Genomic DNA, 26,525 nt, shown 5'->3' on the forward strand with positions numbered 1-26,525 from the left:
TTTAGGAGCAAATCGTCTCGTAATTGGCTACTTGGAACTTCCAGTAGATGAAAGTGCACTTTTTAGGAGACGATTTGCGACCTCCTCCTCTAGTTATGAATGGCTCTTGCGAAACTCACCAGGCAGCATGCCCGTTAACTCCCGGAATACCTTGCTGAAATATTTTTCATTCGGATACCCAGCCTGTGTGGCGATCCATCCAATGGATTTGTTCGTCTGTGTAAGCAGGGCTTTCGCGTGATTCACCCTCACTTCTCTAATAAAATCATTGCACGTTTTACCCGCAATATCCCGAAAGCAACGGCTGAAATAGCTGCGGCTCATATTCACCCTTTTCGCAATATCGGGTAATAAAAGGTCGTGTTGAAACTCCGAATGAATAATATCGACGGCTTTCCATACACTTGCATTTACTTCTGGTGAGTAAGGTCCCTCGTCTTCATGCGCAAGCGCGGTTACAGGAAGAGGTTGAACTTGTTTATCTCTAGTTCGCATATGCTGCTCTTCCATTTTGTTCACAATTCGCCTTAGAACCTCATCCATGTGCTCATGTTCAAGCTCAACCTTCGTTATGTAATCCAGCGCCCCCAAACGGAGTGCTTCCTGGATAAGTTCGAAATCCTGATGAAACGTCAAAACGACCATGCTGATGTCCTTGTACTTCTCTTTCACAGCCCTCATTAGATCAATACCTGACATGACAGGCATCGCCAAATCTGTGATGAGTAAGTCAACTTGATTGTCAGCAAGAAACTCCAAGGCTTTCTTACCATTCCCTGCTTCGCCTACGACTTCTAACTGGTGCTCCCGCCATGGCATCATAGTAATAAAACCTTTACGTACCAAGTGATCATCGTCTACAACCATAACTTTTATCATAACCCAACTCCTCCTATTGGAAGACGAAGAACGATCGTCGTCCCTGCACCGATTGTACTTTCTATATGAAAACTGGCAGCTGGTCCAAATTGGAACTTAACCATACGATACACATATTGAAGTCCAATGCCCATGCCTACCTTCTTTTTCTCTATCGTGTTTTCACTCATTAATTTCGTGATATCTTCCTCTGTCATGCCATCTCCATTGTCTTTCACTTCTATAATGACATGCGAGAAGCCATCTTCAATTACACTTACTTCAATCACACCATTGTCACCCAAGCCATGATATAACGCATTCTCGACTAGCGGCTGAAGAATAAATCGGGGAACTGCCAATTCAAGAGCTTCAGAATCTGCATGAATCTTCACATCAAAATGAAAATTATAGCGGATCCCTTGCAGCTCGACATAATTTTTCAGAGCCTCAATCTCATCTTTAATTCGTGCAGGTCCGCCTTTACCCAGGTTATAATAGAGCACTTTATTCAACGTAGATACCAACCTGTCAATATCCTTCTGTCCATTGGCACGTGCGAGCCATCGAATCGTATCCAATGTATTATGAATAAAATGAGGATTGATTTGCGTCATTAATTTCTCAACCTCAAGAAAGGCTTTACTCTGTTCTTTCTGCTCAACCTCGCTAATGAGTTCGAAAATGCGACTTCTCATTTCTGCAAACTCTCTGTAGATCATAGAAAACTCTGAGATTTGCGATTGTCTTCTAGGAAATACCTCATTATTGCTTTTGACATTGCGAATATCCGTACTGAGCAAGTTCAGCGGACGATACACCGTTCGCCAAATCAGCCAAGCAATAAAGAAACTTGCGATTAACGTTAAAATGGCAAAAAACACAAACTGTTTCATCCATCTATATACTTCGAGGTTATAGACCGAATTGGGAACCGCAGACATCACTTTCCAAGTTTGGTTACTCGCTTCCTCGAACATCCGATATTTACCTGTGATATCCTTATTCGAATCGTCAGCGGCATACACCATCCCCACTGGGAAGTCCTCAGAATTCTCGCTATATACAATTTTTCCGTAATTATCCAGGATTAGATGCACCAAGTTACCGCCGAATTGATCGTTGTCTTTGAGAATACTTTCGGCTAATTTAAAATTCGTTTCAATATAGACATACACATCATCACGATCTGGCAGCTCTACTTTACGCAAAATCGAAAGCACTTGATTGCCATCAATTGGATTTAGAGACAGATGCGGTCCCATATACGTAAGTTTATCGAATTTGATGAGGACTGGAAGATTTTTAAGATCATGCTTATCATTCACACTAAAATTCTCAAATAGCACCTGATTGTCATTCTCAAAATAGTAAAACATCAATCCCAGCGTAGGGTTCGTAAAGTGAATCAATCCTAATTCACTTCTGATCTCGTCGTTCAATCTTTTTTTCTCATAGATATCAGCCGATAAATACGTTTCAAGACTTTTGCCCACTCTACCGTCAAAGGCAAGCTGCTGCGAAGTGTGGTTCAACTGGCCTATGGTATCCTCCAACATGATCCTGACTTGATGCAAATTACTAAGGGCACCGCCCTCCGCCTTATTTTGCAAAATGGCATACATAGAGAAATAGGAAATGCTTCCAATCAAAATTAAAGGTGCAAGCGAGCTAATAAACAGAATGATGATGAGCCGAGATTTTAACGAATGCGGCTTTGGCGGTAACCCCAATTTCTTCCATCTAGTCATGATTCAGCCTCGCTTTGTTGTTATTTATTCTTGTCTTGCCTAGTATACAAAACAAATAAAGCGCTAACAACCGTTGTCGTGAGAAGCTGAGAAGGGCTATGCTAACGGAACCGTTGGTCAATTAGCTGTAGGCCACATCAAAAAGAGGTGTCCCGAAAGCCCCTTATGTGGAGAGAACCTCTTTTTATTATGAATTCAACTGTGAAAGATGCAAAAAAGCATCCTTTTCTGACAAATTAACCTCCCCATCTAAAATGCGTGCGAAAAGGTAACTATTTCTACCCAAACGCCTCCTCTAGGTGCCATTTCGGTGCAAAAGGTTGTATTTTCGCACTAATTTTTATACATATAGCCTTTTGCTCCTCAAAAGGTTGTAATATCGCATCTTTGACCACTGCCACTCATTCGGAGAGGCGATTCGGCCTCCTCACAAAAAAGGAGCTAAGCGCCACCCCCCCGCTTAGCTCCTTCTATGTCACTTCACTGCAATATCAACTGCGCTACCGCCGCCAAATCCTCAATATCGACGATATGATCGCCATTGACATCCATTTGCTTGTAGTGCTCCCAATCGGAATCCGCCGATGTTTTGCCGTAAGCCGCAGCGACTTGGGCCAAATCACCGACTGTGAATCTGCCATCGGTATTAATGTCACCAGGTGTTGCTTTATGCACACTAGCTAAGAATTCATTCAACGCGGACTGCAGCTCATTCACAGCTTGAGCAACTTGCTCCGCCGTTGCACCGTTATTTTCAGCAACAGCCTTAGCTCTATTAATCGCTGCTTGAAGCGCTGCTTTGGAGCCATTCGGATATTGGCCCGCAAAGCCTCCTTCAACGGCTACATCATGTTTGCTTTGTACCCGAGTAATGAGATCATTCAAAGCTTCTTTATTAACAAGTCCAGTGATTTGAACAGGGAAGCTGACTTGATCAAGTGTCTTTTCTTGACCAGCCCCGTTCGCAAGCACGGCATTAGAAAGCAGAACTGTCGCATTTGCAGTACTCGTCAAAGATTTTGCCTTCCAGTTCAGCTTAAGCATACTTCCGTTCACATCGGCTACGCCGATATTCGCCATAATTAACCGTACTTTCCCTGGTGTCACGGCTTTATCCACCACGTTAACACCTGCGTGCAGTTCTTCTACAGAGACAAATTCGAGTTGTGTTGGATCATACATGACGGTCAGATCTTCCGCGTACACTGCTTCCGTAACCGAGCCAAGACTTAATGTGACGTTAAATGGCTGCCCACTGGAAACGACAGCTGGACCTGCAAATGTGAAAGAAGGCTCATTCAGCACTGGCCCACCCACCGAGAAGTAATCAACATCTACAGGGATAGACGTACCATCTGTTGCTGACATCGCATAGAAGCCTACTTTGACATTCGATAAATTGACTGTCATCGGATCAGCCGCCTGCTGCCAAGCGGTACCATTCCAGAAGGATGTCGTATAGACATTGCCTACCTTCGCTATCATCAAGTACACCGAATCTGTCCCAGGATGCTTCGCAACGTTGGTTGCTTTGGTGTATACGGCATTTTTCTCATATGCGCTCTCCAGATTTTTCCCAGTAGCACCCGTCGTATCCCACACATGCCCAATTCGCACATAGTTATCTTCGTCTTGCCAAACGAGCAAACCGCCTTGCTCATAATTTTTATTCACGGAACCTGTGATTTTGGTGGTAACCACAAAATCTCCAGCAGGTGCGTTTTGCAGAAATACGTTTTTACTTGCATTGGAGTTTCCGAACATATCGCCAGCCAAAGATTGCAAACGGATACTTCCCGGATTCGCTGTCAGACTCCATTTGGTGTTATCTGGACGGAAAATCGTCCAACCAGGCGACAGCGTTGAGCCATCAAACGTATCTGTCGTCGCTCCATTCGGAATGGGAGCATGCACGGTAGATAAGATTTGCTTATGTGCAGCAACCAAGCTATCCAGTGCCTCTTGAATTTGACTTACCGTTGCGTTCGCATCTTGATTAACCGCCTTAGAAGCATACAGTGTTGTCGTAAATTGATCAACGGCAGCTTGCGGATACGCACCAGGTTGCGATCCGATGTGAATGGCACCAAGGAAATTTTCTTCAACGATAAGTTGCGCATTCAAATCAGCTTTATTCGCTGTGCCGATCAGCTCTCGGTGCGCTTTGGCGATCCGGGCAAAATCAAGCTTTTCCACTTTACGATCATACGTAAGCAGTCCGTTAATTTCATACTCCACGTCTGTAATTTGCGTATAGATCGCTGCGTTCAGACCATTTGCCTTCTGCTGCTTAAGAGAATCGATAAAACCAATATATTTATCCGTAATTTCCTGTTTACTGCTCATTAATTGATAGGAGAAGGTCAGCGGTGTCCATTCATGTCCTGTCACATGCAAACCAAGTCCGCCATACTCACCAATGACTGATGCTCTGTTCGCTGATGGAGCAGGTGAAGCAGGTGCTGGATAACTGTGCGCATCGTTCAGGTCACCTACACCTGTATCCCACCAGCCGCTGCTGCCGTTAATGAGGCGTGTGGAATCCCAGCCTTTCACTAGATTCACAGCATCTTTGGACAATTGGCCGCCTTGATCGAATTCTCCCCAGCCCTCGTTAAACACCGTCCATGTCACGATTGAAGGCGTGCTTTGAAGTTGATCGATCATTTCCTTATATTCTTTCAACCATTGTGTTTTGGCCGTTTGGGAAATATCACTACCTTTATTCCCCTGTCGATCCTCCAAACTAGGCATATCCTGCCAGACCAGCAAGCCCATTTTATCTGCCCAGTAATACCAACGTGCCGGCTCTATTTTGATATGTTTGCGCACAGTGTTCATACCGATACGTTTAATCGTTGCCAAGTCAAATTGCAGTGCTTCTTCGGTAGGGGCGGTGTAAATCCCATCTGGGTAGTACCCTTGATCTAAGGGACCCATCATAAAGACGGATTTACCGTTCAACAGTGTACGCATGACACCATCAACCAGACCTGTCTTGATTTCTCTCATCCCAAAATAACTATCTACTTGGTCAACGGATTGCGTTCCGTTCTTCAATGTCACCTTTAGATCATAGAGGAATGGATCGTCCGGTGACCAAAGTCTTGCATTCGGAACCGGAATGGCAATGTCCGTTCCTGGAGCTCCTGTCGCTGTGCCCACAACTTGCCCATTGACGCTAGCTTTCGCTTCTACGGTTTCATCTTGGACACCTGAAGCAGCTACTTTCAATTTCAGTACTTGATTGGTGATATCCGGTACCATGTCTAGCTTGTCAATATGAACTGGGGCGACAGGCTCCATCCAAACCGTTTGCCAGATGCCAGAGCTTGACGTATACCAAATGCCACCAAGCTTCTTCACGGTTTGCTTCCCTACCGCTTGATCTTCCCCTGTATCCGTGTTGTCGAGCACGTTCACGATCAATTCATTTTGTCCCGTCTTCAGTTGATCAGTGATATCCAAGCTAAATGCTGTAAATCCACCCTTGTGACTGCCTACAAGCTGTCCATTGACATAGACAGTAGCCAAATAATCAACAGCCCCGAAGTTCAACTTCACCCGTTGGCCGCTCCAGCTGTCGGGAATTGTAAAGAAGCGCTTATACCACATTAAGCTTTCAGTACGGTGAATGCCGGAAAGAATTGACTCTGCCGCAAACGGGACGAGAATCTTCTCCTTCAAGGTTTGACCCGTCGGAAGTGCATCGTTAGCTTTAGCAGCCTGGAACTCCCATTCACCATTGAGATTCATCCATTGCTCACGGGCCAGCTGTGGACGAGGATATTCTGATAACACGTTAGCTGGATCCAGTTGTTCAGCCCATGGCGTCATAATTTGATACGTCGAGTCATTTTTCAAAAATTTGGAGAAAGTGCCAACGGAACTTCCATCACCATTGAGCAGACCGCCATTCCCGTCATAACTAATCCCCACCTGTGAAACATCCTTGGAGTAAATCGGATTCTCAAATGTGAGTACGAGAATGCTGTTATTCCCATCCTGAAGAGCCGCCGATGCAATAGGCCAATTCGTTCCGGCAACATCCACCTTTAGATGCGTCCCGAAACCACCTGGAGACGGAGCGGATAACGCGTTATCAAAGTTGATCTCTGCCTTCGTTCCATCCTCAGAGATGCGGCCTGCGGATTTATAACCAGCAGGTGTGAACAAAGCTTCTGTAGGAATCGCTTGCTTGGCAAGTGAAGGACTCGACCATCTCACATGCAGATTAGATCCGCCTGTTGCCTCGAAGTATTCGAGCTTGAAATCAACTTTCTGGCCTGCGACCAAAGCGATCGGCGTGCCCGTCTGCTCTTTATCCCAATCATTGACCCAATGATCAAGCACCAGCTGGTTATTCACCCACAGGCGGAATCCATTGTCACCAATGATGGAGAATGTATAGTTCTCAGAATAGGCAGGAACGATCGATCCCGTCCATCTCACATTCACATTATCACTTTGCCCTGTCATCAGCTTCAACGCGGTTTCCAAGGAGCTAAAATCCAGATTTGCGTCAACCGTTGTTGCTTTTAAAGTTCCAAAATTAAAGCTTGGAGCGCCTGAACTCGTATAGTAGTCACCTTTCAAGCCATGTGTTTCAGCTTCTGCAGCCTGAACTTGATCTGTAATCGATAGGGAAGGCAGACACAAACTCACAACCATGACAAGCATTAAAAGCATTTTCTGCACGTCTTTGAACTTCATGCTTGAACCAACCTCTCTTATTTTAGATGCATAACGTATCAAATTCGGGGAGGCCTTTCCTAGCTATGTAAAGATTCATGTTGGTATATTCAGTCTCCTCGCGCTACCTCCTTCCTTTGGTTATCCATGTTAGAGCCTCTTTATTATAGAAAAATAGAACTGTCCTGTATTTACATTAATAGGCTTTTTTATACAAAAATCCCACATATAAAGATACATTTCGTATCGTAAATATGTGGGATTCCAGTGCTTTATATTCTACTGCGAAATCATTTGCGCCATCGCTGCAAGATCAACAAGATCAATTTGACCATCATGGTTAAAGTCTAGATTTTTCAGTTGCTCCCACGAGGCACTATTCGATAGTACACCATAGAACGCAGCTAAAATGTCTAAATCATCGGTGGAATATTTGCCATCATTGTTGAGATCACCTAGTAAAGGTGTAGGAACAGTTGTATCCGTGTTGTCTGTTGGGTCAACATGGACTATTGGAACTGTTAGTTGCATCGTGTGTCCGACAGCATCTATCGATCTTTCTGTACCATGTTGATCTGCAATGATAACGTTCGCTAAGGAGATAACAGTGTTCGCTGTGTAGGGAATAGACTTAGCTTTCCATTTCAGCTTAAGCAAAGAACCATCCATGTCTACTTTACCTACTTTTGCCATTAGGAAACGTACTTGACCTGTCGACTCCGATTCACCAACTAGTGCAAACCCATCTTTCAAGGCCTCCGAACCAACATATTCCACTTGGCTTGGATCATAAGTCACAGTTACATCCTGTGCATACACACTTTGTGTAACCTTCGATATTCCCATCTCTACATCGAAGATTTGATTCACTTGAACCACATCAGGGCCTGTCAAGGTAGCGACGGCAGGCAGCGTAGGTTCAGGCGCTTTCACATCCAGTGGTCGTACCACCACGTAGTCCAGTTCATAAAAGCCCTCGCTTTTCATAAACTTGATCGTGTTCGTTCCCTCCTGAAGGTCCACGGTTAGTGGTATTGCCATGAAGCGTCCCCAGTTTTGTGTCCCCTGAAGCTTGATTAATTGCTCCTTGCCGTTAACGAGAACTTTTCCAGTAGTTGCTGTATAGTCACCGCCATTGGCAAACCATATATCCATGTTGTATGTACCAGCAGCAGGAACTTCAACCGACTTGAAAAGAACATAGCTATCTGGATAATCAATCTCTCCGACATAGCTGCCACCCGAAGCACGATTATTATTCGAATTGATTTTCGCATGTCCAATTTCAGCTTGCTCAGCTTCATATTTCATGGTCACGGCTTCTTCTGCTTGTTCCGTCACCTCTGGAAAATACGTGACCCTTAAATTCTCAGCGCCATAAGGCACTAAAGTAATTTCCTCAGTCGGCTCTGTCGATAAGATCGGCCCTACAGGAGGTTCAGTTGCTTCGACGTTATTAGCCGATTTCCCCCATGTTGGAATTTTCTTCGCTTTCGCAATCAATTTAATCGGACTTGTTGATTGAATGAAAGGATTCTCAGGCATAGCCCCTTTCACAACTTCAATGGACTCCTCTGGATGTTCACGATCAATCACTAATCCGTAGTTCCACGGGCTGCTCGATACTACACGATACTGGCTGTAGCCAAGCGCCCCGGGATCAAAACCTGGAATCGCTGCGATGGGATTGGATTGAAACTGCCAATTCTCTTGAATTTGAAGAGAGAACACAAGCGGGCCGCGTTCAATACCAACAGAATTGTTTACCCAAGTTGTTGTTTTCAGTTTCATTGGCACTGTCAGCACAACACGGTCACCTGTCGTCCAAGTTCTGTCGATCGTCATATACTCACCAGCAATAACGCCTTGCTGCGCTTGACCATTTACCGTTACAGTCGGTTGATTCGCCCATGCTGGAATCCTTAACTTGAGCGGGAAGCTTACGGCTTCCGATGTTGTCACATCAAATCCGATTTGCTCTTCAAATGGATAATTCGTCGACTCATCGATTATTACGTTGGCATTTTTGATTTTGGTTGAAACTCGGTTTGGTCCATACGCGATAATACCGAGTCCACCATCCGGTGTAGCTCCCCACATATTTTTCACAAAATACGGCCAACCCATATGCATATTAAATCGGCAGCAAGGAAAACCCGATGTTGGAGACGGCATCGTCCCATTCTCATAATTCTGTTTAAAACCATGATCTGCTATATTGCTCTCAACCTGATTCGGTAAAGAATAGTACTGATGGTTCTTCAGCTCTTTATCCATAGCGCCAGGCAAGGAATTAAAGGCAATCTTCTCAAGCGCATCGCCAATATGCGGATCACCTAGAATCATCGCTGCTTCTTCGTTACTTTGCATCCGTTCTGTAATGGCACACAGTTCCACACCTTGTGTCGCTCCAATACCTGCCAACATTTCCGTACCGGATTGCATCCCCGTAATCTGTTCATGCTTAGCTAAATTGCTTATGCCTTTCTGGAAAGCATCACGATCTTGTTCATCATGCGATCTTTGATAGTAGATAGTGGGCATTTTGATCGCTTCATTCACATTAACGGCATGGGTCGGTTGGAAATCATTACCGAAATTTTGGAATTCATCTTTGACATAAATATCTGAAATGGGATAGCCTTGATCAGCTAATGTATCTGCTAATTGGAGCAGAAAGGCATCTTCCGTCCGGTTATACAGCCAGAGCACAGTGTCAATATTGTCGCCGACGCGTATTTTGCCCCAATCTCTTAACGGTCGATCAGGTAACTGTGCAACTTGATAATGAAAATATTTCGTCATGAACGGAAGCACACGCGCATCATTGGTCGCTTCATAATAATCTCTCATGACATACAACGCGACCATACGAGGCCACCAGTCATCACTGCTCGCAGGTCCGAACGAACCATCCGCATGCTGACTGGCGAGAATCGCTTCAATCCATTTCTGGGATTTCGCAATGAGATCCTTGTCTTTTAACGTGTAGGCCAATGGAACAAGCCCTTTCAAGTAATAGACCGGGCGCTCCCAATCGGAATCTGGCGCTGTGCCGCCAAGCCAAGCCGCGTTGGTGCCAAGCTCACTATATAAATCCTCTGAGTATCCCGTAGCATTGTCGCGTTGCAGCTCAAGTTGCTTAAGCAGCCAGCCTTTCGCCTCTATGGAACCTAATGGAAGCGGAGTGAATGGCGTCTGCACAAGTGGACTTTTATTCGCTACAGGTGATACGAAATCTCGATCAGGCACAGTATATTCACTCGCAATGTAGTTATCGAATTGCGGTACAGAACGATAACTTCGTAAACCAATACCACCCTTGGTGTACTTATCCGCGCTGTCATCGATAAAGTCAATAATCGGCTTTTGCGTATCGTTGACATACACTTTGATGCGATTCTGATCGGTAACAACCTTCAAATGGTAAGACCGGTTCGCATCAATGCTAGGCAGCGCTTTCACTGTCTTCAGCGCCTGCCAATTGTTGTTCATTCGGCCGAGAATAACCGTTCCATTATTGCTTAATCCCGCATAATAGCCACGGACGTTGTCTGCGCCAGGTGTAGCACTTTGCGTTTTAAACAGCACGCCTGCATCACCAGTTCCATTACCGCTAGGTTGCTTAATATCGGTTTCGAGGGTCATATCCTCGAATTCCGTATCTTTGACAAGTGCTTTATAGCCATCACCGCTATTCACTGTAATGGTACCAGCCTGCAGCTTCCAGCTGCCATCTATTTGATCCCACTGACCAAGGCTTTGCTCGCCCTGCGTCTCGAAGGTATCTTCGAATAACGTGCTTCCTTCGGTCGATTTAACGACGAGATTATCGTAAGTCGGCAGCGAATTGTACATCCTTACACCAATGTTACCCGATGTGTACGTACTATCGGACTGCGTAAGCACCAAGACATCATTCACATAGACGTTGATTAGATCGCCTACAGCAGATACTTTCAGATGGTAACTTGTATTCGGATTAATCGTAACTGATGCTCGTTTGAGCTCGGTCCAGTTATTATTCATGCGACCAAGCGTCACGACACCTGTTCCGTTTGCACTAATCCCTGCGTAATACCCCTTTACATTATCGGCCCCTGGTGTCGCACTGATCGTTCTGAATAATACGCCCGCATCACCAGATTGGTCAGCCAAGCTGATATCGCTCTCTACGGTCACATCACCAAATGACTGTTCTTCACTCGTTATGGCCTTATAACCTTGCCCTTTGGCCACAGTCAATTTCCCTGCATCAATCGCCCAAGGTCCTTCAATCACTTGCCATTTACCATCAATCGTCACCTTATCGAAATGATCAGCAAAGTAGCCTGGCAGTGGTTCTACCTCCGCTGCTTTGGAAGGCGGGTATGGCGAAATAACGGTCATATACAAAGCAATAACTAGCAATTGGACGATTATCGTCTTTATTTTCATCTCTGTGACACCTCTTTTCCTTTATAAATTTGTATGTATTATTTAACGCTTGGCTAAACGTCCAACTTTCTCTTCTAGCTCAAGCGGGTCAACCATATGAAAGGTATCCACAATATATCCATTGGTATCTATCAGAAAAACAGTCGGCAGCGCATGGAGTTCATAGAGATCTGCTGCATGCTTATGCTCATCTAGGAGTACCGGATAGGAAATATGATTCGTCAGCACAAACTTTTGAATATTTTCCAATTTCTCTTCTGTCGCAACATTAATCCCCACAAAATCAACTTGATTCTTATATTGCTCATTAAGTTTTCTTAACGTTGGCACTTCTACGGAGCATGCTTCGCACCAACTTGCCCAGAAATGAACAACAAGCGGTTTATCCCTCTTGCCGCCAATTGTCGAATAGGAGCCGTCTAACGTTTTCAGCGTAAAAGTTGGTGCTTTCACATCACCTGATCCAGCTTTTCCACGTGAACTCGCTAAATTCACAATGCTTTCTAGTTTATGGACATCCAGCCTCTCTCCCTCACTCACGATGAGATCTGTGCTCTTATGCGAGAACAGTAAATATAAGGGCAGACAACTTAGCAGAATAATGCAGCAAAGCAGTATGTAGTTTTTTTTCATGTACAGCTCCCCTTCCGTTACTAACATTATAGTAATCTCGAAAATAACCGTCTTTACACAATACAGATATAATGTACGTGATTCTGATAAATGTTTGCATAAACAGATAGAATGAAAGACAAGTCTAGTTAATAGGCACAATCGTGCGCCATCTACTAGACTTGTCATTCTGATTTCTTTAATATTTCCTTGTCGTAACATCCCGTTTCGCTGTGTCTTGCGCGAAGATCCCTTCGGCTGTAATAATATTAACAGGTATTTCTTTCCCTGCCGCAAGCTCCTTGGCGGCTTTAACAATTTGCGGTCCCAAGAGCGGATTGCATTCCACAGACATGTTCAACTTGCCAGCGATCATTGCTTGAAATGCTTGCTTCGTGGCATCCACGGAAATCACGCCAATATCTTTGCCAGGCTTCATTCCCGCTTGTTCAATGGCCTTGATTGCGCCAAGTGCCATATCATCATTGTGAGCAAATACATACTGAGGCACATGACCTTCCGCAATAATTTTCGCCATCAATTGTTGGCCGCTTGCATACGTAAAATCGCCTACTTCGGAGGCGATAATTCTGAAATTAGCTTGCTGCGAAAGCACTTCTTCAAAGCCTTGTCTCCGTTCAATCGCTGGGGCAGATCCCGATGTCCCTTGCAATTCAGCAATTGTCGTGACCCCGCTTACATTTTTCTTATTCTCGACAAGCCAACGCGCAGCGCGGCGTCCTTCTTCAACAAAGTCAGACCCTATAAATGTCGTCCATAAGGAATCATCCTCGACTTTCACCTTGCGATCCGTCAATATAATCGGAATGCCCGCAGCTTTGGCCTCAGCCAAAACCTCATCCCAGCCAGACTCAACAAACGGCGTAAATGCGATCACATCCACCTTTGACCTAATAAAGTTGCGAATGATGGCTATTTGTCTTTCTTGATTTCCTTCTGCATTCTGGATAAGCAAATCAATGGCAGGATCTTTATTGGCCGTGGTCATAATCGATTCTGTATTCGCTGCACGCCAACTGCTTTCGGAGCCAACAACGGCGACACCAAGCTTAATCTTCTTCGTGCTTCCAGTCCCCGTAAGGACTTTTGGCAAGGACTCAATTTCGTCACTGTCCCCCTTGCCAGGGTAAGCGTTATCATTTGAAATCACATGACTGCGTAAAATGATTTTCTTCGGAATAACCTTTTCTTGATTCAAAATATCAAGCGCATACTGAATGGACTCTTTCCCCCCAGTTGGACTTGTTACCGTACCGCTAAGCGTGCCTTGCTTGACCAGATCGTAACCACCGTTCATCGTCTCGAGTCCATCAATTCCGATGATTTTCACATCATGCAAGCCTAGCGAATCCACAGCACGATACGCCCCAAGCGCCATAGCATCACTGTGAGCAAATACGAGCTTGATATCGGGCTCTGCCGTTAATGTTCGTTTCAATTCATCTTCCGCCTGATCACGCCGCCAATTGCCATCAATGACCTTGGCAATATGTAGCGCTGGGGTCCGATCCAGGTAGGCACGAAAGCCGAGACTTGTTTCCTCCACGGAAGAGGAGCCTATCGCTCCTTTGATCTCAACAATTTTCGAGTACTTACTGCCCAATAAATCAGCAGCCAACCTCCCCGACTTTTTACCTATGGCTAAATTATCAGAGCCAATGAACATGGAATAATCATACCCTGTGACGCCTCGGCCAAGTACGATAACTGGCATATCCTTATAGGCTTCTTTTACGATAGGGGTTAGCTTTTCCGAATCATTCAACGAGATAATGAGAAGATCAATCCCATAATGTAAAAGTTTTTGCACATCATTGATTTGCTTTTCACTATTCTCAGCAGCATCCGTAAAGATAAGTCTGACATTCTTATGCTTCTCGGCCTCATTGCGAATTTCATTGTACATGGCAATTTGCCTAGACTCATTCAAGTTCGGCTGGCTGATCCCAATCAGGAAATCCTTGTCGGCCTTATCCGACTTTAAACTAACAACGCCAAAAATGGCTAGAATGATGGCCGTAAGTGCCATCACTCCAATAAATGCATATCCAAATAATCGCTTCTGTGAGTTCCCAATCATATGTCTATTCCCCACGTTTTCTATATTCCAATGGCGATACACCCATCACTTTTTTAAACGTATGACTGAAATAATGTTGTGATTGATAACCCACTCGCCTCGAAATCTCATACATTTTAGATGTGGGGTCATTCAAATACTGAATCGCTTTTTTGATTCGAATATCGGTTAGACAGTCAATAAATGACTTGCCGAGATCCCTTTTTAACAATTTGCTTAAATACGTCGCATTCACATTCATCTGCTCGGCAACCTCAGACAAAGATAGATCTTCTCTATAATAGTAGGTTTCCAAATATTTCTTCGTCATCATCACAATCGGTGTCAATGTATTTTCCTTGCTAAGGCTATTCTTCAACTCATGATAAAGCGAAGGAACTTCCTCCAGCTGTTCGGTGACAACATGTGTAAGGAGCATGCTGACACCCAAATATTGCTGCACCGAATGTTCAAACTCTTCATACTTCCCATGCAGAACAGTCAGGTCGGACACCTGCGAGATCGCAGCAATAAATCCATGTTCAACGCTGAGAACTGCAGATATCGGGACCCCCGGCAGCATTTCGGTTAAAATATTTTTGATGGCAAACTCAAGCAACTGTGGATCCCATGTCTTCGCTGGCGCATTGATCGTCATTTTACCCAGCGACTTCACAAGAAGGAGACTGACAGGTCCTTGAAAATGGAGCTGATAGAACGCATGATCCTCTTCAAACTGATCCTGGGTTAGTCTTTCCGTAATCCAACTGCGCAAAAAATCTTCCCGCATAGTCACGGCTTTGTCTTCAAATTTATGATTCATCCACTGTGTGTATCTTTGTTGAATCCGATCTTTGTTTAAAACCTCTGCTGCTTTGCTTACAACGGCCTGGAGTTCTGATTTCTGAACAGGCTTCAGTAAATAATCGAAGACATTCAGCCTAACCGCCTGTTGGGCATAAGAAAATTCATCATGCCCCGATATCACAATGACTAAGCATCCGGGAACCTCATGTTGCAACAGTTCAATAAGTTCCAGTCCACCCAGAATGGGCATATTAATATCGACAAACATGAGATCAGGGCGTACGGTAGCCGCTATTTCAAGTGCCTGACTGCCATTCTCAGCTTCAGCCACAACCTGTATGCCCATATCTCCCCATGGCAGCGCTTTACGAAGACCATTGCGAATGCGAGGCTCATCATCTGCAATCATCAGTTTCAACATCCGTTGTCACCTCATCCTGTTTTTTTAACAACTTGTATCAAAGGATGCCTCACTTCAATGGTTGTCCCTTTGCCAAGTTCACTAAAAATCTGAAGGCCATAAGCCATACCGTAGGTGAGCTGTATCCGCTCATTCACGTTGAACAAACCGATGCCATACTGATCCGAACGCTGCTTCTCACCGCGTAAAATCTGATTGAGGTCTTCCAATTTCTCTGGCGGAATACCTGCCCCATCATCCTTGATACGGAAATAGATCATATCCATATGCCTCTCCGCAGTAATGGTAATCGTACCTTTCCCTGTTCGCGCCTTGATTCCGTGATAGATCGCATTTTCAATCAAGGGCTGTAGAATGAGCTTCAACACAAAGTATCGGTACAGCTCTTCCGAAATATCAAACTGAATATCCAGCTTATCCATATAACGTGACATCTGAATAATCATATAGCTTTCGGCGTGCTTCACTTCGTCTCGAATCGGAATCCACTCATAGCCTTTATTCAAACCAATCCGAAATAAATTCGTCAACGCTCCAATAATTTCAATAATATCGTCAGCTTCGTATTCTTGTGCCATCCATTGAATGGTATCCAGCGTATTATAGAGGAAATGTGGCTTAATTTGCGCTTGCAGCACTTGCAGCTCTGCTTCCCGCTTTTTCTTCTGTTCCACATAAACAAGATTGATTAAATTGTTGATTTCTTCCAGCATATGATTAAAGCTGTTTCCTAATTGGCCAATCTCGTCTTTACTTTTTGGAACGAAACGCTGTTTTAATTCCCCGTTCTTGACATTGGTCATCAGACTCATTAACTTGCGTATAGGTCGAATGAGGGTCCCCGTAAAATACGTCGATAAGAAGACTGCCAGCGCTAAGGTAATAATAGTTACAATCAGGGTGTACAGTTGAATATCCTTAACAACCTTCTCATAATCATCATTCGGAATGACACCGATAAACTTCCAATTATTCGTATTGGAGTCATTATACAGAATGCGATATCGCTGATCTTTAATCGTTTGCGTAAAGCTTCCTTGCTGACCGTTATGCAGCATATCGCTCTGAATCCGGTACACAATATTGTTCGTTGGCGCATACAAAATTTGGTCTTGGTAATCGAGTATGTACATAAATCCAGACTTACCTAGTTTAAGATTCTCAAATATCGATTTCAGCATATCCATGCGCAGATCCATCAGAACGACACCAAGGATTTCATGACTTTGCGGATCTTGCACAGCGTGTACTAACGATAAGACATCGTAGGAACTGTAGTTCTGTGAGGTGGCAACATTACGTCCAATGGGATTACTAATGATCAACGTTTCGCCTGGTGCTTTAATCGCATCCTGGTACCAGTCCTCTTCCGTTAGCGAGTCTTGTGTGATCCGATCCATTTCATAGGACACATAGGACCCCTTCTGGTTGACCAGCATGATTCCAGTTACTTCTTTGTTTCTCATTGCATACATCGTCATCATTTTCGTAATCTGTGAATTGTCTCCAGTTAATGGTCCTGAAACCGTAGCCATTCTCAAAAACTGACTGGAAGATGCATCCTCACTAATATAGGAGAGCACATCTTCTAGGTGACGGATATAGAGATCGACATTACTTTCAACCTGATGAATCATTTGCAACGTGTTCGCATCTGCTTGATTTTCAGAGAAAGTGCTGTAAGCCCTGCTCCCCCATAAACTTAACGCAAGAATCGAAATGAGGATGATAAGTAGAAAGATACTATTCAGCTTAAATCGGATGCTGCGATCCTGCCAGTAACGAATGAGTATACTCACCCCGATCCTCCTCTGTCGTATCTTCCTCTCTTTCCAGTTCTTCTTATACTATCATATCCCAACGGCATTTTGGATTCGCTTTTTCAACTTTTTGCTCGTTGCTGGGTTGCGATTTCTTTCTCTTCTAGCAACAATGACACGCTGTAACGCGATGAAAGCAAACAGTAGGAATCCGATCACAATCTTCGTCCACCACGAACTAAGCGAGCCTTGAAACATAATAATCGTTTGGATAACCCCTGCACTCAATACCCCAAGCATAGGGCCAACTAAATAACCGAACCCTCCGGTTAGCAAAATACCACCAATGACACAAGCCGCAATCGCATCCATCTCTCCGCCCATCAAATGCAAGCCATAACCAGAAAGCATATAGAAGGTAAACACGATACCACTTAATGCAGAGCAAAAACCACTGATCGTATACACAGCCATTTTCGTTGCATAGACGGGCAGCCCCATTAATTCAGCGGAACGTTCATTCCCGCCAATCGCGTACACATTGCGGCCAAACGCTGTGAATTTGGACACGTAGATGGCTGCTGCTACCGTAACTAGGGCGATAACGACACCAACCGAGATGGTGCCGCTGCCTAGCATCGGAATTCGGTAGTTCGAAATTGCGCTATAGATCGAATTATCGATCACAATACTTTCAGGACTTATTAAGAAGCATGTACCTCGCGCCAAAAACATACCGCCTAACGTAACGATCCATGGATGGATGTTAAAACGGCAGATCAGATACCCTTGTACATAGCCAAATCCTGTCCCAAGCACCAATACAGATGGCATCACGACAAAAGGATGAATACCTGCTCGCAGCATCACGGCAGAAATAACGCTGATCAAAGCAATTAAAGAGGCCACCGATAAATCAATGCCGCCGGTAATAATGACGAAGGCCATACCCGTAGCTACAATAATAAGAAAGGCGTTATCTACAAATAAATTCAGAAATACTTGCATGGAAAAAAAGCTATCAAACATTGCTGAACCCCCAGCGTACAGCGAGAGGAATAAGACAATCGTCGCTAGAATGGTGATGTTAGCCGATGTAATTCTAAATCGTAGTTTCATTAACAAGCACCTTCTTTTCACTTTTTCTATGGAATAGACTGTTCAATTTCAAAGTTAGTACCTCGGATTGAACCAAGCTTACTAGAATAATCACGACCGCTTTGACGACCATAACAGATTCCGAAGGAACACCTAAGGTATAGATGGTGGTCGTCATGGTTTGAATAAAGAGTGCCCCTAAGACGGTACCACCCAAATAAAAACGTCCTCCACGCATCGAGGTTCCCCCGATGACTACTGCTAGAATGGCATCTAGCTCGAACCATAGCCCTGCATTGTTGGAATCGGCTCCCGTAATATTAGAGGAAACGATAATACCAGCAAGCCCGGCGCAAAATCCACAAATAATATATACTGTCAACATGATTCGGCTCGCGTGAATCCCCGTAAATTCACTGGATACACGATTGGAGCCAACCGATTCCAAAAACAAACCAAATGCAGTCTTACGTGTGATGAAATAGAGAGCTAGGAAAACAAAGGCTGCTATAACAACCGAGAATGGAATGCCTAGTAAATAACCACCGCCAACAAACCGATAGGCTTTGTTGGAAATCGTAATAATTTGACCTCCTGAGATGAGCTGCGCGATACCACGCCCAACTGTCAACAGAATCAATGTCGCAATCATCGGTTGGATCTTCAACTTGGCAACTAATAAGCCGTTCCAGAAGCCGCACAAGGCACCAATCGCTAAACCTGCTCCTAATGCGAAAACAAATGGAACATGCTTTTGCATAAGAAATGCCGCCAAGGAAGCCGAAATGGCCAGTACAGAGCCTACGGAAATATCGATTCCCTCCATCGCAATGACTAGCGTCATCCCAAGGGCAATAATTAATATCGGTGTTCCACGATTTAAAATATCAATGAGACTCCCGAATAAGTGACCATCCTGCATACGAATATTGAAAAATCCTGGTGTAAAAAAAGCATTGAAAATCAAGATTATAATGATGCCGACAGAGGGCCATAATAACTTCTTTTGTGCCATATTCTCATATAGGGTGTTAAATGGCTTCATCTCTGCTCCCTCCTTCTGCGATCATATGCATAATACGTTGCTCAGAAATCTCTTCACCCGTCAACTCACCAATAATGTCGCGATCTCGCAGTACCATCACACGATCACAGCACCCAATAATCTCTTCCCATTCCGATGTGATCATCAGAATCGTCATGCCTTCTGCTGCGAGTGACAAAATTAGTTTGCGAATTTCCGCTTTGGAGCCGATATCAATTCCCCGAGTCGGTTCATCCAAGATAAGCAGCTTCGGATTCGTAGCCAACCAACGAGCTAGGATGGCTTTCTGTTGATTCCCACCACTCAGTTGATCAATGCGTTGTTCCATACTGGAAGCTTTAATATGCAGTAGATCCGTATAGTGGTTGGCAATCTCCTGCTGTTTACGCAGGGATAATGGCTTAAACAATCCGCGTTTGGCTTGCAAAGCGAGAACAATATTTTCTCGAACCGTCAACTCTCCGACAATCCCTTCAACCTTACGTTCCTCTGGGCAAAAGGCAAACCCATGTTCAATTGCTTTCATGGGAAACATGGCTCTCATCTGTTCACTGCCAATGGATAATGCTCCCTCATCTGCCTTATCAATACCAAAAATCAGCTTAGCCATCTCTGTGCGCCCTGACCCGAGCAGCCCAGCGAGTCCTAAAATTTCACCTTTGTGCAGCGTTAAATCGAACGGATTGATAGAGCCTTTGCGGCCCAGTTGATTCGCCGAAACCCATACTTCGCTTTTCTTCATGCCAACCACTTTGCTCTTATTCTCTTCTTCTTTCCACTCTCGGCCAATCATTTTGGAAATCAACTGCATTCTAGGAAGTTCTTCTGTTGGATACTCCCCAACAAGTTCACCATTTCGAAGAACAGTAATTCGATCAGATACCTCATACACTTGATCCATAAAGTGGGTTACGAAGACGATCGCCATGCCTTCATCTCTCAGTTTCCGCATAATTCGGAACAGCTCTTTGACCTCCTGTTGATCAAGGCTCGATGTCGGTTCATCTAGAATAAGCAATCCAGATGAAATATCAACCGCACGTGCAATAGCAATCATTTGTTGGAGCGCGATGGAAAATTCTGCTAGCGGCTTGGTTACATCGATACGGATGCTAAGTCGTTCCAGCAGTTCCTCCGATTTGTGATTCATAACTCCCCAATCGATAGCCCCTCCCTTTTTGCGTGGCTGCCGACCAATAAATAAGTTCTCAGCTACGGAAATGTTGGGACATAAATTCACTTCCTGATAAACTGTGCTAATCCCCAATGCTTGCGCATCTATCGGTGACTTAATGCGTACGTTCTGGGCGTTAAGGATGACCGTGCCTTTATCCATCTCATAGACACCAGTCAAAACTTTAATCAAGGTGGATTTTCCTGCGCCATTTTGTCCCATCAATGCATGAATTTCTCCTCTTCGAAGCTGAAAATCCACATTCGTTAAAGCTTTGACACCAGGAAAAAATTTACTGACTCCGCTCATCACTAATAAGGGATGTTCTTGCATATGGCACTCGCTCCTCTATCGATTTATGAAACGAAATCAAGAGCATCGAATCCGCTCTTGATTTCGTTTTCTCTCTATGACTCCTATATCAGTTCAACCACTCACATTAGTATTTGCGATTCGGAAGCGCATCGATTGCTTTTTGGCCTGAGAACACGTCTTCATTGGATTTTATCCATTTTGGTACAGTTTTGCCTGCTTTCAAGTCTTTCGCAGCTTGATACAATTGTGGACCTAACAATGGATTACATTCTACAACCGTATTCAATTTGCCAGCTTTAATTGCTTCGAAAGCTTCTTTAATCCCGTCGATAGATACGATTTTCACATCAGTGCCTGGCTTTTTGCCCGCTTCTTCGATGGCTTGAATCGCGCCTAGTGCCATGTCATCATTATGTGCATAAACGCCTTGAATGTCTTTACCTTCTGGCGATTTAAGAATCGCTTCCATGACTTGTTTACCTGTTGCACGGTTGAAATCACCGCTTTGGGATTTGACGATTTTAATGTTTGGATGTTTTTTCATTTCATCATCAAAGCCTTTTTTACGATCATTCGCTGCACTAGCGCCAACTGTTCCTTCAAGTTCAACCACGTTCCCTTTGTCACCCATGTGCTCAGCCAACGCTTTAGCTGCATTCTGACCTTCCGTGATGAAATCAGAACCGATGAAGCTTGTGTACAAATCTTCATTTTTCTTATCAATACCACGGTCAACGAGAATAACTGGGATTTTAGCGTCTTTTGCTTCTTTTAGAACCGCTTCCCAACCTGTTTCAACAACAGGAGCCATCGCAATAACATCAACCTTTTGGGCAATGAATGAACGAATCGCTTTGATTTGGTTCTCTTGTTTTTGTTGCGCATCAGAGAACTTCAAGTCAATCGTCGGGTCAGCCTTCGCTGTATCTTGAATGGATTGTGTTTCTGCACCGCGCCAGCCGCTTTCCGCACCAATTTGTGAGAAACCAATTACTAGCTTGCTGTCACCAGCTTTAGCTGTCGCTTCTGTTGTCTTTGCCGTGTCAGGCGCTTTCGTTGCCGAAGTTGTTTCTGTTTTGGTCCCGCATCCTGATACCAATGTTGCTAAAACCGTTGCTGCCACTAGGGCCCCCATGAATCTCTTTTTTTGCACCATTTGTGTTTCCTCCTCTAATTAAATGCTTACAATGTAATTGTAGCTTTCTGCAGTGAAAGCGTCTTTACACGCAAAAGTCATTTTTTGCACTATTCCGTCATACCCACTGAAAAGTGGGCAAACATGCAAGAGGGGCAGATCTCATGGATCTGCCCCTCTCTGTCACGCACTATTCCTATGCCATGTTATTGGATAATTGCTCTTGCTGAGGCTGCCAGATCGACAATATCAATGACACCATCTTGGTTCAAATCTAACTTCTGTACTTGCGCCCAATTCGGACTGGACGAGGAGAGACCATAGCTGAAGGCTAGAATACCAAGATCGCCAATACTCACTTTGCCATCTGCGTTAACATCCGGCGAGTTTGGAGCTCCCCCGCCTGTCACCTGCACGTTGAACACGACCGGTGCCAATAACGTCTCCTCGCCATTTGCATTAGCAATTCGCGCTGGAGAGATGGATATGCTCGCATTGTCTGTCCCCTTTAGCGCTTTCCAATGTAACGTGAGTAAATCTCCATCCGTAGTGACGGTATTCGCTGCACCAAGACTTGCAAGCAAGATATGAGCTTGCCCTGTGGCAACCTTTTTAAAGCCAAGAACAACGAGACCTTCCTTCTTAGATACGGCCGATTCAAGGTCAATCTTATCCCCATCATAGTTAATGAGCAGATCCTGAGCGTAAACCGCATCTTCTGCTCTACTTGACACATGTGTCAAGCCATACGTCATATCGAATTGCTGCCCAGCAGGAACAGCCGTCGCACCTGACAATTTTCCCGTTACTTCATTCGTATCGATAACATTCGGTACATCTGCCTTGTACATCGTTAAATAGTCTAAATTCACATTACCGATGGAACTATTATCAATGCGATAACTGATGACGTTCTTCCCTTGTTGCAAGTTCAATCGTTGCGAATCGGTAAACCATTCATCCCAGCTTATTGCTGTTTTATCTGGTGAAATTGTCTTTACATAGTGGCCATTGACATAGACATTCACTTTGGCTCTGCCGGGCAATTGCGTTGTCGGATTGTTCGTGGATTCTCCATTCACTTGAACCCCATACGCATAGCGTGTACCTACGATATAGTCGCCAGCTTCCTCGGCCTGTACAACGAAGCTAGCTTCGGCTCCTGAAGTTGTCGGCAAATGAATATAACCAGTTCCTTGATAATTGGTATGCGTATTGTCCGAGGTAATATCACCGTAAACGACCGCATTTTCAGCTTGATACATATCCCCTTGACCGGGGTCGCCAGAAGGCAGGTCTTGCCATTCATTCGGTGAAACCGGATGCCCAAAGTTCGGGGTACCATCTAGATTCCAATTGAATTTCTTAATATTCACTTCACGCCACCAATTGCGTCCTGTATCTTTATACACGCGTGAATGATAAATCATCCAATCTTCCGAGCCATCAGCGGACTTCACAAAGCCTGCTCTAGCAGGACCCGATACTTCACTCGTTGCTACGAAAACATCATTCGTCCGAGACCAAGAACTCGGATTCAATATATTCCCATCGGTATTCATAAAATACGACAACCGATAGCCATTGGACGCGTAATCACCTTCTGACATGGTGATAAATATTTTGCCGTCTTTTTGTAACACACGCGGACCTTCTCCGCCACCGCCTGGTAAGAAGGAGCGATCTACTGAAATCGTATACGGATTATCCATTGGAGCAATAGCGGGTCCTATCGGTTCACCTGCGCCCAACGTACCCCAAACGGCATATAATTGTCCCTGATGCTCAAATACCGTAAAGTCATTCGCTTGCTTATAGACACCATTCTCACCAGCATAAATGGCCCCTTTATCTATGAATGGACTTTGCGGATCCGAAGTGGTTGATTCCAATACCGTCGCCATATGCTGATAACCGTAATCCTGCCGATCCGCACAGTAATAAATGTACCATTTGCCATTAAAGAAGAAGATTTCAGGTGCAAAAATACGTGTTTGTGTCCCCAATGAGTCAAATACCAGCACCTTTTCACCTTGATCAGTCAGTGTACGGGATTTGGACACATACACTTTATTATTGGAGTCCAAGTTACTCGAAGAAACGAAATAATAATAACCGTCGTGATACGTGACGAAAGGATCCTGCCCCTGGTATAGCGGGTTGTTAAACTTGTTAAATACCTCCCTGCTTGTAACGCCCATTTCTTTCATAAAATTGGATCTGGCAACGGATACGTTTTGGATCGCTTGCGAGAGCAGTGCCACCTTTTCACTGTCCGTTATAGCTTGGGCATCGATCGTGTTTAGTGTTTCCTCGGCAGTAACTTTCTTTGCTTGAAGGGTGTTTACTACGCTAGCAGGAACCTCATCTGCAAAGTTATCCGCTAAGTAATCAATCTTTTGAAGCTCGGCCGTCAAATCCTCTTTTTTCGTGACGAGGACATGATCAGAAGGCAGATACAGTGCTGATTCTGGCACGACTTCTCTACGTTGACTGGTGCTTTCCCATTCCATGCGCAGCCAGGAACCACCCCAACCTTGCAGATACTCAACCTTGATATCATAGTGCTTGCCTGCTTCTAACGAAATGGCCACACTATCTTGCGGGACATCCCAGGTTTGTTGCCAGAAGTCAATGATCTTCTCGCCGTTAATCCATAATCGGAAACCATCATCACCAACCATATGGAACGTGTAATCCTCTGTATAATTAGGGACAATAGTTCCTGTAAATCGCGCTGTATTATAATCGGGTGTTCCCGACAATTGGTTGAAAATACTTGTAAACGAATCCCCATTTAAATTCGCAACAGCTCTTTCCCCTCGAAAGTTATCGAAGTTAAATACCGTAATATCTTGGCGATCATTTGGGTTTTTCTCACATTTATAGAAATCTCCCATTAAACCATGACCATCCGAAGTTGGATCAGCTGCACGAACGTTCAAAGGTAAATTTACTGTGCCTGTGACAAGGATGCAGGCCATGAGTATGCCGATGACTGCTTTTTTCATTTGTTGCTCCTCCTACGTTCTCGAATTCATTTCTTCCATGACATGCTACATAGACAACGGTTTCAATTTCTAAATTTGCCGGCCTTGTTCCTCCTTCTCCCATACTTAACACTTGCATTAAACTTAGCATATTTATCCACATATAGATTTGTAATATCCCGCTCTTTTGTTCAAATTTCTTTCTTTTAAAATGAGCTTCCCTCCCCCGATAAAAAGCCTCCAGGGCACTTACCCCGAAGGCCTTCTCTATACTACTTCTTTGGCAATAAGTCTGGCGTCTTCAACATGTTATAAATCAGCATCGCTGCCTGTGCACGGTTTGTTGAATCTTTCGGGTGAATCCCATCCCCATAACCGTGAACGAGTCCCAATTTGATCAAGGTGGATACACTGTTTAACGCATAATCTGAAATATCCGAGACATCGTTGAACGGTTGCAAGGCTGCTGCGTCTTGTTGACTGGTAATCTTCGTAACTTTAGCCAAAGCCCGCTCGGTAAGTACCATCATGTCTTCTCTGGTTACAGATGCTTGTGGATGGAAGCGATTGCTCTCATCCCCTTCGACAATTCCCAAATCTCTGGCAGTGTTGATTGCCTCCTCGTAGTATTTCCCCTGTTCTACATCCGCAAAGTGTGCGCCCGCTGCTCCCTTCAGATTTAATGCTCTCATCAAAAGCACAACATAGTCAGCACGCGAAACTGGAAGTTCTGGGCTAAACACACGATTGCCAGTACCATTTACAACACCTTTTCCCGCTAAGAAAGCAATTGCTTCTTCCGCCCAACTGAAGTCATCTAAATCATCAAACGGCAGCGAGCTGTCGATTCGGAATTCAGCCTTGGCATCTGGCTGCTGATTGGTACTAGCAAGGTGCGAATCAACCGATTTCACTTTACTTATTGACATTTCAGCTTTCCCTTGACCAATTGCCTCGAACGTCAGTGTGTACAAAATTTGATCGCCACTGTCCCCATCCACTTTCCCAACCCGCGTATGTGCCAGCTGAATGTGGTTATCCTTCACGACAAAAGGAACGGAGAATCCTGGGATTTGCGTCGTAGCGGTTTTCAAAGTAAGAAGTGATGGGTCAAAGTCCACATTTAATTCATACGCATATAGATCCTTCAACTCATGTCCTTTGATGAGCACTTCTACCTTCTCCCCTTTGGAAGGACTAGGGTTTGAAAGTGAAAGTGTGTAAGACGGCGTTGTCGTTTCGGTTGCCGCAAATGCACTAGGTAGTACAGCACTCGTCGTGGTAATTAGCATTAGACAAGCTACAAACCATTTATGAAATTTCATGTCGATATGCATCCTCCCTTACAGT

14 protein-coding genes are annotated in these 26,525 nt (G+C 44.5%); all 14 read right to left on the reverse strand.

The annotated features are described in order from the left end of the window. Positions 1–93: 93 nt before the first annotated feature. A complete protein-coding gene (locus tag L6I86_RS09740) occupies positions 94–879 on the reverse strand; it encodes a response regulator transcription factor (protein WP_236286654.1) in 786 nt (261 codons plus the stop codon). Continuing rightward, positions 876–2,609, reverse strand: coding sequence for a sensor histidine kinase (locus L6I86_RS09745; protein ID WP_236286655.1), 1,734 nt, complete (start codon positions 2,607–2,609; stop codon positions 876–878). Before L6I86_RS09745 ends, L6I86_RS09740 begins: the two co-directional genes overlap by 4 nt. Positions 2,610–3,089: 480 nt before the next feature. Continuing rightward, complete coding sequence (locus L6I86_RS09750; RefSeq protein WP_236286656.1) at positions 3,090–7,322, reverse strand: PA14 domain-containing protein; 4,233 nt, start codon at positions 7,320–7,322, stop codon at positions 3,090–3,092. Positions 7,323–7,580: 258 nt separating this feature from the next. Continuing rightward, a complete protein-coding gene (locus L6I86_RS09755) occupies positions 7,581–11,738 on the reverse strand; it encodes a 3-keto-alpha-glucoside-1,2-lyase-like domain-containing protein (RefSeq protein WP_236286657.1) in 4,158 nt (1,385 codons plus the stop codon). A gap of 42 nt (positions 11,739–11,780) precedes the next feature. Next, entirely contained in the window at positions 11,781–12,371 is a 591-nt protein-coding gene (locus L6I86_RS09760; RefSeq protein ID WP_236286658.1) for a TlpA family protein disulfide reductase, read from the reverse strand. Positions 12,372–12,549: 178 nt separating this feature from the next. Beyond that, on the reverse strand, positions 12,550–14,451 hold the full coding sequence (locus L6I86_RS09765) for a substrate-binding domain-containing protein (RefSeq protein WP_236286659.1): 1,902 nt from the start codon (positions 14,449–14,451) through the stop codon (positions 12,550–12,552). A gap of 4 nt (positions 14,452–14,455) precedes the next feature. Further along, entirely contained in the window at positions 14,456–15,658 is a 1,203-nt protein-coding gene (locus tag L6I86_RS09770; protein WP_236286660.1) for a response regulator transcription factor, read from the reverse strand. Between the two features lie 11 nt (positions 15,659–15,669). Next, the gene (locus L6I86_RS09775; RefSeq protein WP_236286661.1) at positions 15,670–17,457 is read right to left on the reverse strand and encodes a cache domain-containing sensor histidine kinase; all 1,788 of its coding nucleotides are present in this window, start codon (positions 17,455–17,457) and stop codon (positions 15,670–15,672) included. A gap of 51 nt (positions 17,458–17,508) precedes the next feature. Further along, on the reverse strand, positions 17,509–18,537 hold the full coding sequence (yjfF, locus tag L6I86_RS09780) for a galactofuranose ABC transporter, permease protein YjfF (protein WP_236286662.1): 1,029 nt from the start codon (positions 18,535–18,537) through the stop codon (positions 17,509–17,511). Then, entirely contained in the window at positions 18,521–19,561 is a 1,041-nt protein-coding gene (locus L6I86_RS09785; RefSeq protein WP_236286663.1) for an ABC transporter permease, read from the reverse strand. Before L6I86_RS09785 ends, yjfF begins: the two co-directional genes overlap by 17 nt. Next, complete coding sequence (locus L6I86_RS09790; protein WP_236286664.1) at positions 19,548–21,068, reverse strand: sugar ABC transporter ATP-binding protein; 1,521 nt, start codon at positions 21,066–21,068, stop codon at positions 19,548–19,550. The genes L6I86_RS09785 and L6I86_RS09790 overlap by 14 nt, the downstream gene beginning before the upstream one ends. Positions 21,069–21,174: 106 nt before the next feature. Then, complete coding sequence (locus L6I86_RS09795; protein ID WP_236286665.1) at positions 21,175–22,206, reverse strand: ABC transporter substrate-binding protein; 1,032 nt, start codon at positions 22,204–22,206, stop codon at positions 21,175–21,177. Positions 22,207–22,391: 185 nt separating this feature from the next. Continuing rightward, positions 22,392–25,196 carry a family 43 glycosylhydrolase gene (locus tag L6I86_RS09800; protein ID WP_236286666.1) on the reverse strand — a complete coding sequence of 935 codons (2,805 nt, stop codon included), beginning with the start codon at positions 25,194–25,196 and terminating at the stop codon, positions 22,392–22,394. Positions 25,197–25,447: 251 nt separating this feature from the next. After that, positions 25,448–26,500: an S-layer homology domain-containing protein gene (locus tag L6I86_RS09805; protein WP_236286667.1), complete on the reverse strand. Its 1,053-nt coding sequence runs from the start codon at positions 26,498–26,500 to the stop codon at positions 25,448–25,450. Positions 26,501–26,525: the final 25 nt, after the last annotated feature.

Origin of the sequence: Paenibacillus allorhizoplanae, from assembly GCF_927798215.1 — a bacterium.
GTDB lineage: Bacteria > Bacillota > Bacilli > Paenibacillales > NBRC-103111 > Paenibacillus_E > Paenibacillus_E allorhizoplanae.

Bases quoted from the DNA above. Each gene is read 5' to 3' on its own strand.
- L6I86_RS09755 (WP_236286657.1), bottom strand. From the start codon at position 11,738: ATGAAAATAAAGACGATAATCGTCCAATTGCTAGTTATTGCTTTGTAT.
- L6I86_RS09800 (WP_236286666.1), bottom strand. From the start codon at position 25,196: ATGAAAAAAGCAGTCATCGGCATACTCATGGCCTGCATCCTTGTCACA.
- L6I86_RS09770 (WP_236286660.1), bottom strand. From the start codon at position 15,658: ATGTTGAAACTGATGATTGCAGATGATGAGCCTCGCATTCGCAATGGT.
- L6I86_RS09805 (WP_236286667.1), bottom strand. From the start codon at position 26,500: ATGAAATTTCATAAATGGTTTGTAGCTTGTCTAATGCTAATTACCACG.
- yjfF (WP_236286662.1), bottom strand. From the start codon at position 18,537: ATGAAACTACGATTTAGAATTACATCGGCTAACATCACCATTCTAGCG.
- L6I86_RS09760 (WP_236286658.1), bottom strand. From the start codon at position 12,371: ATGAAAAAAAACTACATACTGCTTTGCTGCATTATTCTGCTAAGTTGT.
- L6I86_RS09750 (WP_236286656.1), bottom strand. From the start codon at position 7,322: ATGAAGTTCAAAGACGTGCAGAAAATGCTTTTAATGCTTGTCATGGTT.
- L6I86_RS09785 (WP_236286663.1), bottom strand. From the start codon at position 19,561: ATGAAGCCATTTAACACCCTATATGAGAATATGGCACAAAAGAAGTTA.
- L6I86_RS09740 (WP_236286654.1), bottom strand. From the start codon at position 879: ATGATAAAAGTTATGGTTGTAGACGATGATCACTTGGTACGTAAAGGT.
- L6I86_RS09795 (WP_236286665.1), bottom strand. From the start codon at position 22,206: ATGGTGCAAAAAAAGAGATTCATGGGGGCCCTAGTGGCAGCAACGGTT.
- L6I86_RS09790 (WP_236286664.1), bottom strand. From the start codon at position 21,068: ATGCAAGAACATCCCTTATTAGTGATGAGCGGAGTCAGTAAATTTTTT.
- L6I86_RS09745 (WP_236286655.1), bottom strand. From the start codon at position 2,609: ATGACTAGATGGAAGAAATTGGGGTTACCGCCAAAGCCGCATTCGTTA.
- L6I86_RS09765 (WP_236286659.1), bottom strand. From the start codon at position 14,451: ATGATTGGGAACTCACAGAAGCGATTATTTGGATATGCATTTATTGGA.